The sequence below is a fragment of the candidate division KSB1 bacterium genome, assembly GCA_016214895.1.
Taxonomy (GTDB): Bacteria; Electryoneota; RPQS01; order RPQS01; family RPQS01; genus JACRMR01.
The window spans coordinates 420,953-435,937 of record JACRMR010000012.1 but is presented as its reverse complement, the minus strand read 5'-3'; the positions used below and the strand labels follow the sequence as shown (position 1 = coordinate 435,937).

Below are 14,985 nucleotides of genomic sequence, written 5' to 3'. Positions count from 1 at the left end.
AAATGCTGAGCGCTTGCTGAACGCATAGATAGAGTACCCGTGGATACGCTGAAATCTGCCCCGCCACCGGTATTGCCCGCGCTGACCGCTCCGTTGTTTGCGGAGATGGAAAAAGAGCACGTGCAGGCTTACGAGGAGATCCGGCGAGTCGTCGCGCAAGACTATCCCGACGCGGATATCGAGTTGCTGGATCGGGCGTTTCAGAAGGCGTACACGGCGCACCGCGGCCAGCGTCGGATTTCCGGCGAGCAGTATATCACGCATTCCATCGCGGTTTCGCGGATTCTCGCGGACTTGCATCTCGGCGACGTGGCGGTGGCGGCAGGTTTCCTCCACGATGTGGTTGAAGATACGCCGATCAGCGCCGACGATTTGCGCCAGGAATTCGGTGACGCGGTCGCGAATCTGGTGAACGGCGTGACGAAGATCCCGGAGCTGAAGTACGAGTCGAAAGAGAAGCAGCTGGCGGAGAATTTCCACAAGATGCTGCTTTCGATGTCGCAGGACCTGCGGGTGATCATGATCAAGTTCGCCGACCGGCTGCACAACATGCGGACGATCGGGTACATGCCGCGGCCGGCGCAGGAGCGGATCGCGCACGAGACGCTGGACGTGTACGCGCCGCTGGCGCACCGGCTCGGCGTGCACCGCATCAAGTGGGAATTGGAAGATCTTTGCTTCAAGGTGCTGGAGCCGCGGGCGTATCGGGAGTTGGCCGAGAAGATCAACATGAAGCGCGACGAACGCGAGCGCGCCGTGGAAGATCTGATTTCGCGCACGCAGGCCGCGTTGGAGGCCGCCGGCATCAAGTCGCGCATTCTGGGGCGGGCCAAGCATCTCTATTCGATTCACGGCAAGATCAAGAATCGCGGCTACAATTTCGACGAGATTCTTGATTTGATCGCGGTGCGCGTGATCGTGCCGCGCATGGAAGATTGCTATCATGCGCTGGGCGTGATCCACTCGCTGTACACGCCGCTCGAGGGCAAGTTTACGGATTACATCGCGACGCCGAAGTCGAACATGTATCAGAGTCTGCACACGAAGGTGTTCGGACCCGAGGGCCGCAAGGTCGAGGTGCAGATTCGTTCGGAGGAGATGCACCGCACGGCCGAGATCGGCATCGCCGCGCATTGGCGCTACAAGGAGGGCGGCGCTTCCCGCGAGGATCTCGACCAGCAGATGGAGTGGCTGCGCGGACTGCTGGAGTCGCGGGAGGAGAACGCGACGTCGCAGGAGTTCATGGAACATCTGAAGATCAACCTCTTTCAGGAGGAGATCTTCGTGTTCACACCGCGCGGCCGGTTGATTACCTTGCCGCGCGGCGCGACTCCGGTGGATTTCGCGTTCGCCGTGCACACGGATGTCGGCTTGCACTCGATGGCCTCCAAGGTCAACGGGCAGATCACTCCGCTCAAGCATGAGTTGCGCAGCGGCGACGTGGTGGAGATCATCACCTCGCCGAACCAGCGTCCGAATCCGGATTGGCTGCAGTTCGTTCGCACCAGCCGCGCGCAGAGCAAGATCAAGCGTTGGCTGAAAGAGCAGCACTTCGACGAATCGCGGAAGCTTGGTCACGAGATCCTGACTCGTGAGCTGCAACGGACTCACCTGAAGAAGAACGAGAAGGAAATCGGGGACATCGCCCTGCTCTTTGGCTTCAATGATCCGGATCAGTTTTTCGCGGCGTTGGGCGCGGGCGACCTGACAATTCAGGCGGTGATGCGCAAGATTACGCCGGTCGAGCCGGAGCCGGCGGCCGGCGGCATCGGCGGGCTGATCTCCAGCGTGATTCGGCGGGTCAAAGGCTCGGATACCGCGGTCCGCATTCACGGCATGAACAACGTTGCGATTACGTTTGGTCGCTGTTGTCAGCCGCTTCCGGGCGACCGGATTACGGGCTTTATCACCACGGGTCGCGGTGTCACCGTGCACCGGATCGATTGCCGGAACATTCCGGAATTAATGCGGCGCCCCGAGCGCAACATCGTGGTCGAATGGGACGTGGACCGTGAGGCCCGGTTCAATGTCCGGATTCGCCTGCTCTCCTACGATCGCTCGCGATTGTTGAATGAGCTGACGGAAGCGATGTCCAAGGAGGAAGTGAATATCTTGTACCTGGAGATGAAGCGGGAAGACAGCTTCGCCATCGGCACTCTGGTACTGGAGGTCAAGTCGCTGCCGCATTTGACGCGCGTGATGCGACGCATGAAGCAGATCAAGGATGTGATTCACGTTGAACGAATGGACGAGGATGGGGCCGCGAACTGACACACGACCGCAAGCTTCGGTTTGCTTCCGGCGTCGGCATCTTAATTTGCACATTTCAACTTCCCATATCCCCCTACCCGAGAAAGCGCAGGAGGAGGCCTAATGCGTACGTTTATTAAGAAGGATGTGGTCGAACGGGTTTGTCAGCATTCGAGCGAACGGCCCGACACGGTTGCCAAGGTCGTGAACGACACGTTCACGGTCTTGCGTGAGATCATGTCGGGTACGGATGCCGAGCTTCGGATCGAGATTCGTGATTTTGGCGTCTTCGAGGTGAAGAAGACGAAGCCCAAACCGAAGGCCCGCAATCCGAAGACGAATGAGATCATCTATGTTGCGGCCCGTCGCAAGACGCATTTCAAACCCGGCAAACTGCTGAAGGAGTCGTTGAAGAAACCACTTGATCAGGTTTAGTTCCCGCTTGTGGGGCGGCTGCTCGGACTCGATTGGGGAGCAAAGCGGATTGGAGTAGCCGTCAGCGATGATCGCCGCGTACTCGCGGTGGGTTATGGCATCTGGCCGGCGGCCGAGCCGGCCTTTTCCCGAATGCTGGCGCGGACGGTGAGCGAAGAAGACATCGAAGCGATTATCGTTGGTTATCCGCTCACGCTGCGGGGCGAAGTCGGCCCCACGGCACGCGCGGTTGATCGCTTCATCGCCGATCTCGAAGCCCGCGGCTACCACGTCTTTCGTTGTGACGAACGCAACACCACGTTTAGCGCCGCCCGGTCGCTTTCCCGGGCGGGCATCTCCGAGCGTCGCCAGCGCGGTCGAATCGACATGTCCGCCGCCGTGCTGATGCTGCAGTCCTACCTCGACGCGCAGACCCCGCGCGATCCAGATTCTCCATGACAGACAAACTGCGAATTGGGATTATCGGCGCCGGCGGCGTTTCGCAGCTGGTCCACATTCCCATCATCAAGAAGCATCCCAACGTTGAGCTGGTTGCCGTAGCGGACCTCGAGTTTTCGCGGGCCGCTGCCGTGGCCGACCGGTTCAAGATTCCGCTATTTTTCCGCGATCCCGAGCGGATGCTGGCGCGGGAGGACATCGACGCGGTTCATGTCAACACACCGACCAATTCTCATCTCGCGTTGACGCTGGCGGCCCTCGCCGCGGGCAAGCACGTGCTGGTGGAGAAGCCGATTGCCCGTAAAGCAGACGAAGCGAAGCGCATGGTGGCGGCGGCCAAGTCCGCCAGGAAGCAATTGATGGCCGCGATGAATCTGCGGTTTCGTCCGGATTCGCTCTTGTTGCACAAGATGATCCACGGCGGCGAACTTGGCAAGATCATTGCCGTGCGCGCGGGCTGGCACAAGAAGAAGGATCGCTGGTCGCGCACCCCGTGGCTGAATAATGCGCGCATCTCCGGAGGCGGTGTGCTGATGGACACCGGCATTCAGATGCTCGATGTCTGCTGGTGGATGCTGGGAAATCCCGCGATCAAGCGGGTCTCCGCTCAGGTCTCGCGCGAGCGGCTCGGCTTTCGCGTGGAAGACACTCTGGTTGCCTACTACACGCTGGCCGGTGACACGACGTTCTATCTGAACACGACCTGGGCCTTTATGTCCGATGAGAGCGAAGCGTACACGATGGTGAGCGGGTCCAAGGGTTCGGCGAGTCTGAATCCCTTGAAGATCACCAAGGAAGTGCAGGGCAACCTCGTGAACGTGACGCCCGCGGGCAAGGCGCCGCGCCTCGTGGATCTTTACAACAAGTCCTTTGAGATCGAGCTGGATCACTTCTTCCAGAGTGTGATGCAGGATACCGAAGTGCAGTCGTCGGGCGCGGAGGCCGCCCAATTGCTGGACGTCATCGAGGCCACCTACCGCTCCGCGTCCGAGAACCGCGAAATCGTGATTGGCGAGAGTTGAAATCATATTTCGCTGACGTCGCTGGCTTCTATCTCTCGGCCGTTCTTGGAATCTTCTGTTTTCCGCCCTTCGGCTTCTGGCCGCTCGCCTATTTCGCGCTCGTTCCCTTTCTGTTTGCGGCGGTTCATGTGGACGGCAAGCGGGCGCGGCGACATGGCTACGCCGCCGGGTTCGTGTTCTTCGGCGGGCTGCTCTATTGGATTGGACTGAACAGCGGCGCGCCGGTTTGGCTCGCGTGGACCTCGGCGTTCGCGGTGGTGGCGATTCTGGCGACGGTGTGGTCGGTCAGTGCCTGGGCGGTGTCGCGAATTCATGCTCGGCATGGCGCCGTCTGGAGTGTTGCGCTCTTTGTGGCGCTGTATGTTTTCCTCGAAGTCTTCTGGGGTACGGGTGAACTCGGCTTTCCCTGGGCCATCTGGGCGCTCAGTCAGTCCCGATTCTTACCGGCGATTCAGATGGTTGAACTGGGCGACGTGTACGGCCTGAGCCTGTGGGTGCTCTCCGTGAACGCGCTGCTCTTTCTCGTCCTGACGTCGCGCCGCCATTGGCTGTCGGTGTCGCTCTTTCTGCTGGTGCTGCTTTCCGTACCGCTTTACGGGGTGGTCCGCCTCTGGAGTCTTGATCGCGGGCCGCGGCTTGATGTGGCGGCGGTGCAGGTGAACACCCCCGTCGATGATAAGTGGGATGGGACCAGCGAAGCGATTCTCGATTGCTACGTAGCGGCCACGCGGCCGCTTGCGGATTCCAACATCGAATTGGTCGTCTGGCCGGAGACGGCGACGCCGGTGCCCTTGCGTTTTCGCGATTGGGCGCGGCGGCGGTTGCAACACCTGAGTGACTCATCCGGTCTCGCCATCGTCACGGGCGCCACGGACTATGCGGGCGAAGCGCAACGCGGCATGGCACCGTATAACGCGGCCTTCTACGTGCGTCCTGACGAGCCGGAGCTGCAAGCATCCGCCAAAGTGCATCTGGTGCCGTTTGGCGAACGCATTCCGGGCCAGCGGCTGTTTCCATTTCTGGGCAAGGTTCGGCTGGGCCAGGCCGAGTTCATGCCCGCCCGCGAAGTCGAGGTCTTCGACCGTCACGGCGCGATCCCGCCGTTTGCCTGTCTGATCTGCTTCGAGGTGCTCTTTCCCGATGTGGCGGCGGATATGGTCACGCACGGCGCGCTGTTGCTTGCCAATATCACCGAAGACGGCTGGTACGGTCGTTCCTCTGAGCAGTCGCAGCATCTCGAATTGACTCGCCTGCGGGCCGTCGCGGTCAGACGCTCCATCGTGCGCGCCGCTAATCTCGGCTATCCGGCCATCATCCTGCCGACGGGCGAGATTGCCTCACGGCTGAATCTCGATCAGGCCGGCATCGTGCAATGCAGCGTGCCGCTGGAGTCGGGGATTACGCCGGCCGCGCGCTGTTCGCGTTTGTGGCTGCCGTTCTATTCCTGCGCGTTGCTGGCCTTGGTTGGCGCATTATACCTGAAGGCGCGCCGCGCCTGAGCCGGGCTTGTGTTCCGACTTCTCTTAGTCATTCTGCTCTTTCGCTCGGCGCTGGCGCTGGAATGGATCACGCTCGCGCCGAATCCGTCATTCAGCCGGGACCTCGCCTTGGGCGCGAGTACGGTGGCGCTGGCCTACCCGCCGCAGAGCGAGAGCATCAATCCCGCCGGACTTTCGCTGTTCGGCTCACGATCCGCGCGCATCGGAGCACTGGTCTTCAATCCGGCGGCTCCGCTGCAAATCGCGAACTACGCCCGTGATGTGAACCCGGGCAAACGGGATGCGGAGATTGCCGCCGAAACCGCGCGCCTGATCGTCAGTGCCGGCGCCTATCGCAATCGCTACTTCACGCTGGCCGTGCTGCTTTCGCGACCGGTGATGCAGCCCGGGCACACACTCGATTACGTTGATTACGAGCAACATTCGTCGTTGTTCTCGCATCAGAATAGTATTGCGGGGACGCTGAACTTGCAACCGCGAGTGGCGGTGGGCGGCCGGATCGACCGGTACTACAACTACTCCGATGCGCAGGCCGAAGGCTACTCTTACGGCGTGATTCTGCGACCGCGCGGTTTGGCGTTAGGAATTCAGTATCAGCGCTTTCCGGGAACCGGTAATCGCGTCTGGCACCCGCTGGATCGCCGCGACGACGGCACCACCGCTGCCGGCGTGGCGTGGCATCGGGGCGGGGTCACGCTCTGTGCGCAGGTCATGAATCTGACTCAGCCCGATCGTCACGCCTATCTTGAACCGCATGCCGGAGTGGAATGGCGTCCGGCGCGGGCGCTGGCGGTGCGGGCGGGTGGCATGCAATTCTCGCGCAGTCCGCGCTGGGTCTGGACCGCGGGCCTTGGTCTGCTCGATGGGAATTGGTTCCGTTCGCGCGCTGCTCGCTTGGTCGTTCCCGATGATATCCTGCAGCTCGCCGTGGCCGTCCAGTATCGCAAGCGCACACCCGAATTGGGCGTCGCGTCGCTGACATGCGCCTGGCGCTGGTAACGCGATGACGCGCCGGTTTCTGTTCATGTGGTTTGGCTGCTTGGTGCTATCGGTTGCCGCGGCTCTGGCGGATTCGCTGCGTACCTCACTGCCACCCGATTCGCTTCCAGCTTTGGCTGACAGCTCGCTTTCGCTCGCCGATTCGCTGGCCAACCCGGCCGGTCTGCGTGAAGCCTGGCTGTATCCCCTCGGTGTCATCATCCTCGGCGTGGGCGCGGTCGTCGCGCTCTTCACACTTCGCTCAAAGTAGTCCCCTGAATCGTCTCCTCCGCATCTCGCGTATGCTCTCGCTCGGCCTCCTGCTGGCCGCGTTTGATTTTCTCTCGCCGTCCGCCCTCCTCGCGCAGGAGGATTTTCCGCTCCCCGGCGGCGGGCAGGAACGCAACCAACGACCGCCCAAGCAGCCCAAGGAGCGTAAGCGCAAATCCGGCACGGTGCTGCCCGCTGACGAGGCCTGGTCGCGGGCCATGGATCTGTTTCGCCGTGAGCGCTACTACCGCGCGCAGCAGATTTTGCGCGACATCACCCTGAACTATTCCGGATCCGCGTTCATCGATTCGGCGCAGTTCTATCTGGCGCGAACGAGTTTCGAGCAGGATGACTACATCATCGCGGCGGACGAGTTCCATCGCCTGATCACGCAGTATCCATTCTCGAAGTTGGTGGGCGACGCGGCCTACTGGGAGGGACGGTGTTACTATGAGCAAGCGCCGTCTTACGCGCTCGATCAGGAATACACGACCAAGGCCTTCGATACCTTTCAGCGGTTTCTCGAAGACAACGCCGGTCACGCGCTGACCGACAGCGCGTACCGTTACATCACGTTTTGCCGCGAGCAGCTCGCGCACAAGGAATTTGCGGCGGCGGAGTTGTATTTTCGGTTGCAGGAATATGCCTCGGCGGCGCTCTACGCGGACATCGTACTCTCCGACTACTACGATACCTCCTGGGCCGAATCGGCGCAATATCTGAAGGCGCGCTGTTTCGCGTCGCTCAAGGACTGGCCGCGCGCGCGCGACGAGTCTAAAGCCTACCTCGATCGCTATCCGACCGGCGGCCGCCGCGAAGCGGCGCGCTTGCTATATGCTCATGCTCTCCGCAAGGCGGAGCCGATGCCGCTGAACAACGCGACGACGCCATGAGAAGAATCGGTATGTTTGGCGGGACCTTCGATCCGGTCCACTACGGTCACCTGCGGACGGTGGAATCGGCGCGCGTCGAACTCGGCTTGGACACGATGCTCATGTTGCCCAATCCGCGACCGCCGCACAAGGACAGCGACCAGTTGACGCCCTATCCGCAGCGCAAGGAGATGCTGAGGCTCGCGCTCGCGGAATTCCCGCATCTTGAGCTGGCGACCTATGAAGAGGATGCGGTGGGGTTGGGTTATACGACGGATACCGTAAAACGCGTGATTGCGGCGTTGCCTCCGGGGCCGCGCGAACTCTGGTTGATTGTCGGCGCCGATTCGCTGATCGAATTGCCGCAGTGGAAGGACCCCGAGTGTCTCTTCCGCGATACGCTCGTGGCGGTGCTGCCGCGGCCGGGATTCGATCTCGGGCAGGTCCTTCCGCAGTATCTGGCGCGGACTCGTGTCTTGAAATCGCCGTTGCAGGAGATCAGCGCCACGGAAATCCGTCGCCGGTTGCAAAGCGGTGAAGACGTGAGTGGTCTGTTGCCGCAGGCAGTTGTGGACTACATCCGGGCGCGGGGCCTCTATGGCGCAATTCCCGCCGTCGTACCCGCGCCGTCGTAGCGCATTCTCTGCGCGGCGCTGCGGTATTGATGCATGATCGTGCTGCAATGTGTGCTGAATTGGCACCGTAAAATACTGTAACGATTGATTATATGTTGATCGAATCAAGGCACGACGATTGCAACATTGCTCCCCGCCTTCCTTCTAACCATCAGCCCCCCATGCCTTTCGAATCGGCCGGAATTCCGCTCCGTTTCGGAACCGGGAGTCTGAATTCCCCGAGTGATTCCACAAATCTTTCTATACTGCAATCAACCTACAAAGAGGACACTGACCATGTTGTTTAGAGCTTTGATGGTCATCGGCATGCTCGCGCTTCTGGGCGCAGCCTTCGCCAATGAACCGGTGATGGTGGACTACAGTCTCCTTCCGGCGGGCGGGCTGGACTGGAGAGGCACACTCGACGACCCGCAGCCGGACTCTATCATCTATGATGACGACAATCCGTCGGCTTACTATCCGCAGCTCAACTACTGGATCTACACGCGTTTTACGGCGCCAGCCACGTTTCGGCTGGTGAGCGTCTATTTCGCTTCTCTGAATGCGATCCAGAACGCTGCTCCGTGCTCCGTTTACGTTTGCACACCAAACGGCACTCAGCCCGGTGCTGTGCTCGCCAACTGGCGAGTCGATGGCCCGTTGCCCGATTTCACATGGAATGATACCAACGCTCCGGACACGGTTGAAATCGCGGCGAATACGGACTTTCTCGTGATCCTCGGTCCGGTCCCGGGCGGTAATCAGGCCACCGGCGGTTTTCAAATCCTGCTGGACAATGCGAACACGAACCAGCGTAGCCGAATTGCGTTCACCGGCGGCCGCATGGGAACGTACCAGGCCACTGGCGGCGACTTCTTCATTCGCGTCGGCGGTTTGATCGGCGATGCGTTCTATGATCTCACCGCCCGCGAATGCTACAACACGACCTCGGCCAACCAGCCGTCATTCAATGTAGAAGTCGGCGAAGAGATCACGCTGCACACGATTATCGAGAATACCGGCAATCGTGACATCCCGAACTACGTGGTGGCCTGGTCCGTCGAGGGTCCCGGTGGTGGCGTTGTCTATGAGGATGACGTGCTGGCCGATGCGATTCCGCGTGACGCGCTGGCCACGATCGACGCTCCCGCGACGTTCACCTGCAACACCGCGGGCGAGTACTTCGTGACCTGCACCGTCGCGAATGACAGCGATGCGAACGCCGAGAATGATGTGACCAACCTGCGCTTTTTCGCAGGTGGCAATCACCGTTGGTACCGTTATGATGACAACGGAGCACCCGAAAGTTCCGTCGGCTTCTCGGAGGGCAACGGCTGGGGCGTTGCCTACACGCCGACCACCTATCCGGCTTCGATTGAATCACTTCGGGTGGCGGTGGGTACCGCCGGCGCCGGCGATTTTCGCATCTATCTGAATGGCGAGGATGGTCTGCCCGCCGGCGTCCCGCTGTGGACGTCAACCCCGGCAGTTATCGTCGGCTGGAACTCGATCCCGGTCAATCCTCCGGTCTTGGTTTTCGAGGGCACGTTTACCATTGCCTACCTCTTCCAGGGTGCAGTCGGTTTGGGCAAGGATGACAGCCCGCCGAACTGCGCGGGGATCACGAACATGGGTGTGATCTCCTATCAGGCGGCCAGTGACGGTGGCGAGTGGTTCGTCGATGAGTCGGGCAACTGGTGTCTGCAGGCCTACGTGGACACGTCCAGCCAATCGCCGCCCTTCCCCGTCATTCGCCTCAGTCAGGACACCTTGTTCTTCGGCGACGTGGATACGACCGGCACCACCAATTCGCAGGTCGAATTGTGGATTCACAATGATGGCGGCCAGGACGCGTTGAACATAACCCAAATGCAGCTCACGCCGGCCTCGATTCGTTCGGCGTACACGATCGCTCCCGCGACGGTTACCGTGGCGGCGCAGGATTCCGAGCTGGTAACGCTCACGTTTAACCCCTCGGCGGTCCGCGCTTACAACGGCTTGCTGGCGATCACCAACAACTCGAATAACGATCCGGACCTGACAATTCTGGTTCGCGGTAACGGTATCGCCGGTACGGCGGCCGATGATCAGGCTGGAACACTTCCGGCAGCTTACTCGCTCGAACAGAACTACCCGAATCCCTTCAATCCTGCGACGGAAATCCGCTTCGAACTTCCGGCCGCATCGTACGTCAAGTTGTCGGTTTACAATCTGGTCGGTCAGGAAGTACGGACGTTGGTCAGCGGCAATCTCACTGCCGGTGCCCATGCGGTCACCTTCGATGCGGCCACGCTGCCCAGCGGCCTCTATTACTACCGGATGGAAGCCAACGACTTCACGGCCATTCGCAAAATGCTCTTGATGAAGTAACTCTGCTTCACGGCAAATCCGAAACGGGCGGCACCACGCGGTGTCGCCCGTTTTGCATACCGTCCCGCCGAGCCGGGTTAAGTCTTCGCAACCCGGCCGGAATCTTCTTCGCCGAGGCACCCGTCTTCGGATGCCCGGAATCGGAGAGTCGTATTGTGCAGGGTCTCCAGATCCGACGTAATCCGTCGGGTCCTTCCCCGGTTTCCGGGGAAGTTAGATGGGGTCGGTTCGGCATCACCATTCAGGGACCGTGTCCCTGCCCAAGTGCAGCATCGCTCGTCTCCAGACCCTGCCGGAATCCGTCGGGTCCTTCCCCGGTTTCCGGGGAAGTTAGATGGGGTCGGTTCGGCATCGCCATCCAGGGACCGTGACCCTGCTCAAGTGCCGCATCGCTCGTCTCCCGACCCTGCCGTAATCCGTCGGGTCCTTCCCCGGTTTCCGGGGAAGTTAGATAGGGTCGGTTCGGCATCAGCAGGCGGTGACCAAATCCCCGGCCAAGTACCGTATCGTTCGTCACCACCCCGGTTGGAATCACGCGAAACAAGGAAGCGCGGACAATCTCTCGATTACCCGCGCTTAAACATCCGTGCGAACCTCGCCGCGACCTATTTCTTGTACCCCGTCGGTGCCTTGTTCGGGAACGGCGGCATCGTCGGCCAATCCAACGGCTCGTCCTTGATCTTCTTCTTCAGATAGCTGATCGCGTAATCCAACTGCTCATCGACGCCTTCCAGCATCTTCTTCGGCGAGTTCTTGAGTTCGAGATCGGGCGTCACGCCGGGACCTTCAATCAACCACTTGCTCTCTTTGCCCCAGCCGGTGAATTCCGGCTGCGTCAGGAAGCCGCGATCCATGAGCGGCTTGTCGCCGCGAATGCCGACCCAGCCGCCCCACGTGCGCATGCCGACCAGCGGTCCCATCTTGAGTCGCTTCCAGCCCTCGGAGAACGTCTCGCCGTCGGAGCCGGTCTCTTCGTTGCACAACGCGATCATGTGACCGTAGAACGCGCGATCCGGCGAGTAATCCAACGAGCCATTGCGCGCCAGTCCCCACGTCCACACGGTATGTTCGAGCTGCGACAGAATCCAGCGCGCGATGTTACCGCCGCCGTTGTAGCGCACGTCCATAATCAGTCCCTTGCGCTTGGCTTGCGGATAATATTCGCGCATCCACTGAATCATGCCGTCCAGACCCATGTCGCTCAAATGCACGTATGCGATCTCGTCGCCCGCGGCCTTCCGCACGTATTCCGCGCGGCTGTAAACCCAATCCCAGTAGCGTAACTCGTACTCCGAACCCAGCGGTTTCACCACATGCTGCTTCGCTCCGTCCAGCGACGGCTTGTCGTTCGTGGACACAATCACGAGCTTGCCGGACTTATTGTTCAGCAATTCGAGATAATTCTGCACGCTGTTCGTCGGGCGTCCGTCAATCGCGACGAGATAGTCGCCTTCCTTTACATTCAATCCCGGCCAACCCAACGGGCTCGTGTTCTTCGTGTCCCAGCGATCGGCGGTAATAATGCGGTCAATCCGGTAGAAGCCGTCACTCGTGCGCGTGACGTCCACGCCGAGCAGTCCGACACCGACGGACTTGCCGCCCTGCTGATCGCCGCCGCCGACGTAGGCATGTCCGGCGTTCAGCTCGCTGATCATCTGCGCGATCACGTCGTTGAGTTCATCGCGGGTCGAGATGCGACTCAAGAGCGTTCCGTAATGCTCTTTCTGGGCTTTCCAATTGATGCCGTGCATGCCCGGATCATAGAAGAAGTCACGCTGCAGCCGCCACGCCTCGTTGAAGATTTGATTCCATTCCACGCGCGGATCGACGTCGTAGGTCCAGTCGTCGAGGTGCAGCCCGGCGTCCTTATCGTCTTCGTCGGCCTCCGGCTCCTTCTTGTCTCCGGCATCCATCACCACGAAGCCGCTCTTCTTGCGCACGACGATCTTCTTGTGATCTTCCGACATCGCATAGCCGCGCACTCCCTTGCTGACGCTCGAGTCCTTCTTCTTCTTGATATCGAAGAGATGCAGGACCGCGCCGCGTTTGTCGTCGGCGTGATCATCATCGCCGCCGCCGTCCCGCCAGCCGTCCGAAGGCACGGATACATAGTAGAACTTGCCTTCAATCGCCGCTAATCCGAAGAAGTTTCCGGCATCGACTGGAAACTCGACGATGCGGTCTTCCAGGCCGTCCCAGTCGATCTTGACCTCGACCTTTTCTTCCTTCTTCTCGTCGTCCTTCTTGTCCTTCTTGTCCTTCTTATCCTGCTTGCCGTTCTTGTCGTCCTTGCCGTCGTCGTCCTTGTCCGCCTTGTCATCATCCTTCTCATCATCGTCTTTCTTCTCGCCGTCAATCATGTCATCGCTGTACTGATACGGACTTTTGGTGTCCGCGGCCAGCGCCAGGCCATAAACTCGATCGGCGTCCTCGATGATGAAAGACCAATCATTGGCCGAGCTATGCGGGTTCATGAAGCGGCTGGAAATGAAATACAGCCACTTGCCTTTCGGATCCCACGTCGGTGAGTAGCTGGAAAACAGCGGGTCGGTCACGGTGTGAATCTTCTGCTCTTTCACATCGTACACCTTGACCTGAGAGTAACCCGATTGCTGCACGATGTCATAGGCGACGTAGCGCGAATCGGGCGACCATTCATAGCTCCGCATTTCCCAACCGGAGGTATCGATTTGCGTGTGCGAACCGTCAGGGATACTGACCAGCCACAGCTTGCGGTTGTTGTCGCCGTACACGGCGGACTTCCCGTCGGGCGAAACGCTGGGCGCGAAATTCCATCCGCCCTTGCCGTCGCAGACTTTTTTCGGCTTGTCCGGGTTCTTTACGTCGTACAGGTACAGCGCCTCTTCGCCGGTCATGTCGCTCCACGTCAGCACCTGCTCGCCTTTCGGCATGTACGACGGACCCTTCTCGCGCGCTCCGTTCGAGCGCGTGATCTGGTGAATCACGCTGCGCCGCTCCGTCGAGGCGGAGAATAGTTCTCCGCGCGCGCCCAGGAGCAGTCGCTTGCCATCCGCGGACAGCGCGAAATCGCCGGTATAATCTTCCGGGGAGACGAACTTATCGCGCGTTTGAATGCGATCCGAAGGCAGCGAAATATCGAGCTTCTTCGACTCGTTCTTGTCGATGTCATAGACCCAAATATCGGCGCCCAGGCTGTAGGCAATCTTCCCGTCGCTCAGCGTCGGCCAGCGCGCATCCCAGTCGGTGTGATTCGTGTGCTGCTGGATATCCGAGCCGTCCGGCTTCATCGAGTGTACGTTCATGCGCGCGTCGTTATCGCGCATGAAATAGACTCGGTCCTTGTACCACATCGGCGTGGCGTTATTGCCCTCCCACGTGGTCACCTTTTGATAATCGTGCGTCTTCAGGCTCCCCACCCAGATCTGCTCGGCCCAGCCGCCTTTGTAGCGTTTCCAAGTGCGAGTACCCAGCGAGAACTGCGTGTACGCCACACGGTCGCCCTTCGGCTCGAAACTCAAGTGCGAGACCCAGTCGATCGGCAATTTTTCTGGATACCCGCCGTCCGGTGAAATCTTGTAGCACTGGAACACGTAGATGCCATTGTCCATCATGGAGCGATAGACGACTTGGCCGTCCGGGGACCAGGCCGCGACGACATCCGCGGCAGGGTGCCAAGTCAGTCGTTTCGGTTCGCCGCCCGTGGCCGTCATGACATAGACGTCCAGATTGCCGTCGTAATTCCCCGTAAACGCGATCCATTTTCCGTCCGGCGAGTAGAGCGCGAAGCTCTCGACTCCGGCCGCGATCGTCAGTCGCCGCGCCGCGCCGCCGGCCAGCGGTGCCTCCCACAGGTCGCCTTCCGTGGTGAAGACGACTTTGTTGCCGTACACGGTGGGGAAGCGATAGTAGCCCGTCGGTTCCGTCGCGTAGGCCGCCATGCCGATCAAAAACAGCAAGCCCCACCACCGGGGCCGTTTCAAGAATGTCATCGTCCTGATCCTCGTTGAACTCCGCTTGGTTTTGCTATGAGAGACGACCGTCGTCAAACATTTGTTGCAGACGAATAATATAGCAATCCCATCCGAGACCTACAATCGATAGCGAAGCAGCGCTTGACAACGCGCGGTAATGGGCGGCCCTACCCCCCTGAGCCGCGATCCGCTGATAGTGTTCATATGTGCAACTACAAAGCAAAGATGAGGGGAGGACACCCTCGCCATCCTCCCCTCTGAATCTCAGCACCTCAGCGTTTCAG

11 protein-coding genes are annotated in these 14,985 nt (G+C 60.2%); 10 read left to right on the top strand and 1 reads right to left on the bottom strand.

Annotation, left to right across the window (positions count from 1 at the left end; translation table 11 throughout):
• The first annotated feature begins 39 nt into the window (after nucleotides 1-39).
• From HZB60_08000 to HZB60_07955, 10 genes are all read left to right on the top strand, one after another.
• The gene (locus HZB60_08000; GenBank protein MBI5059705.1) at nucleotides 40-2,271 is read left to right on the top strand and encodes a bifunctional (p)ppGpp synthetase/guanosine-3',5'-bis(diphosphate) 3'-pyrophosphohydrolase; all 2,232 of its coding nucleotides are present in this window, start codon (nucleotides 40-42) and stop codon (nucleotides 2,269-2,271) included.
• Between the two features lie 102 nt (nucleotides 2,272-2,373).
• A complete protein-coding gene (locus HZB60_07995; protein ID MBI5059704.1) occupies nucleotides 2,374-2,685 on the top strand; it encodes an integration host factor subunit beta in 312 nt (103 codons plus the stop codon).
• A 9-nt stretch (nucleotides 2,686-2,694) separates the two neighbouring features.
• A complete protein-coding gene (ruvX, locus tag HZB60_07990; GenBank protein ID MBI5059703.1) occupies nucleotides 2,695-3,123 on the top strand; it encodes a Holliday junction resolvase RuvX in 429 nt (142 codons plus the stop codon).
• Nucleotides 3,120-4,145, top strand: coding sequence for a Gfo/Idh/MocA family oxidoreductase (locus HZB60_07985; GenBank protein ID MBI5059702.1), 1,026 nt, complete (start codon nucleotides 3,120-3,122; stop codon nucleotides 4,143-4,145). Before ruvX ends, HZB60_07985 begins: the two co-directional genes overlap by 4 nt.
• Nucleotides 4,142-5,644 carry an apolipoprotein N-acyltransferase gene (gene lnt, locus HZB60_07980; GenBank protein MBI5059701.1) on the top strand — a complete coding sequence of 501 codons (1,503 nt, stop codon included), beginning with the start codon at nucleotides 4,142-4,144 and terminating at the stop codon, nucleotides 5,642-5,644. The genes HZB60_07985 and lnt overlap by 4 nt, the downstream gene beginning before the upstream one ends.
• 9 nt (nucleotides 5,645-5,653) lie before the next feature.
• Nucleotides 5,654-6,643 (top strand): hypothetical protein, encoded by a 990-nt coding sequence (locus tag HZB60_07975; protein MBI5059700.1) that lies wholly within the window; start codon nucleotides 5,654-5,656, stop codon nucleotides 6,641-6,643.
• Nucleotides 6,644-6,647: 4 nt separating this feature from the next.
• A complete protein-coding gene (locus HZB60_07970; GenBank protein MBI5059699.1) occupies nucleotides 6,648-6,893 on the top strand; it encodes a hypothetical protein in 246 nt (81 codons plus the stop codon).
• 31 nt (nucleotides 6,894-6,924) lie between these two features.
• Entirely contained in the window at nucleotides 6,925-7,785 is an 861-nt protein-coding gene (gene bamD / locus HZB60_07965) for an outer membrane protein assembly factor BamD (GenBank protein ID MBI5059698.1), read from the top strand.
• Nucleotides 7,782-8,399 carry a nicotinate (nicotinamide) nucleotide adenylyltransferase gene (nadD, locus tag HZB60_07960; protein MBI5059697.1) on the top strand — a complete coding sequence of 206 codons (618 nt, stop codon included), beginning with the start codon at nucleotides 7,782-7,784 and terminating at the stop codon, nucleotides 8,397-8,399. The genes bamD and nadD overlap by 4 nt, the downstream gene beginning before the upstream one ends.
• Nucleotides 8,400-8,675: 276 nt before the next feature.
• Nucleotides 8,676-10,748 (top strand): T9SS type A sorting domain-containing protein, encoded by a 2,073-nt coding sequence (locus HZB60_07955; protein MBI5059696.1) that lies wholly within the window; start codon nucleotides 8,676-8,678, stop codon nucleotides 10,746-10,748.
• Nucleotides 10,749-11,353: 605 nt separating this feature from the next.
• On the opposite strand, the gene HZB60_07950 is transcribed toward HZB60_07955, so the two are convergent.
• Nucleotides 11,354-14,719: a PDZ domain-containing protein gene (locus tag HZB60_07950; GenBank protein ID MBI5059695.1), complete on the bottom strand. Its 3,366-nt coding sequence runs from the start codon at nucleotides 14,717-14,719 to the stop codon at nucleotides 11,354-11,356.
• Nucleotides 14,720-14,985 lie beyond the last annotated feature (266 nt).

Excerpts from the sequence above, each read along its gene's own strand:
- HZB60_07995 (MBI5059704.1), top strand. The coding sequence starts at position 2,374 with ATGCGTACGTTTATTAAGAAGGATGTGGTCGAACGGGTTTGTCAGCAT.
- HZB60_07985 (MBI5059702.1), top strand. The coding sequence starts at position 3,120 with ATGACAGACAAACTGCGAATTGGGATTATCGGCGCCGGCGGCGTTTCG.
- HZB60_07970 (MBI5059699.1), top strand. The coding sequence starts at position 6,648 with ATGACGCGCCGGTTTCTGTTCATGTGGTTTGGCTGCTTGGTGCTATCG.
- bamD (MBI5059698.1), top strand. The coding sequence starts at position 6,925 with ATGCTCTCGCTCGGCCTCCTGCTGGCCGCGTTTGATTTTCTCTCGCCG.
- nadD (MBI5059697.1), top strand. The coding sequence starts at position 7,782 with ATGAGAAGAATCGGTATGTTTGGCGGGACCTTCGATCCGGTCCACTAC.
- HZB60_07955 (MBI5059696.1), top strand. The coding sequence starts at position 8,676 with ATGTTGTTTAGAGCTTTGATGGTCATCGGCATGCTCGCGCTTCTGGGC.
- HZB60_07950 (MBI5059695.1), bottom strand. The coding sequence starts at position 14,719 with ATGACATTCTTGAAACGGCCCCGGTGGTGGGGCTTGCTGTTTTTGATC.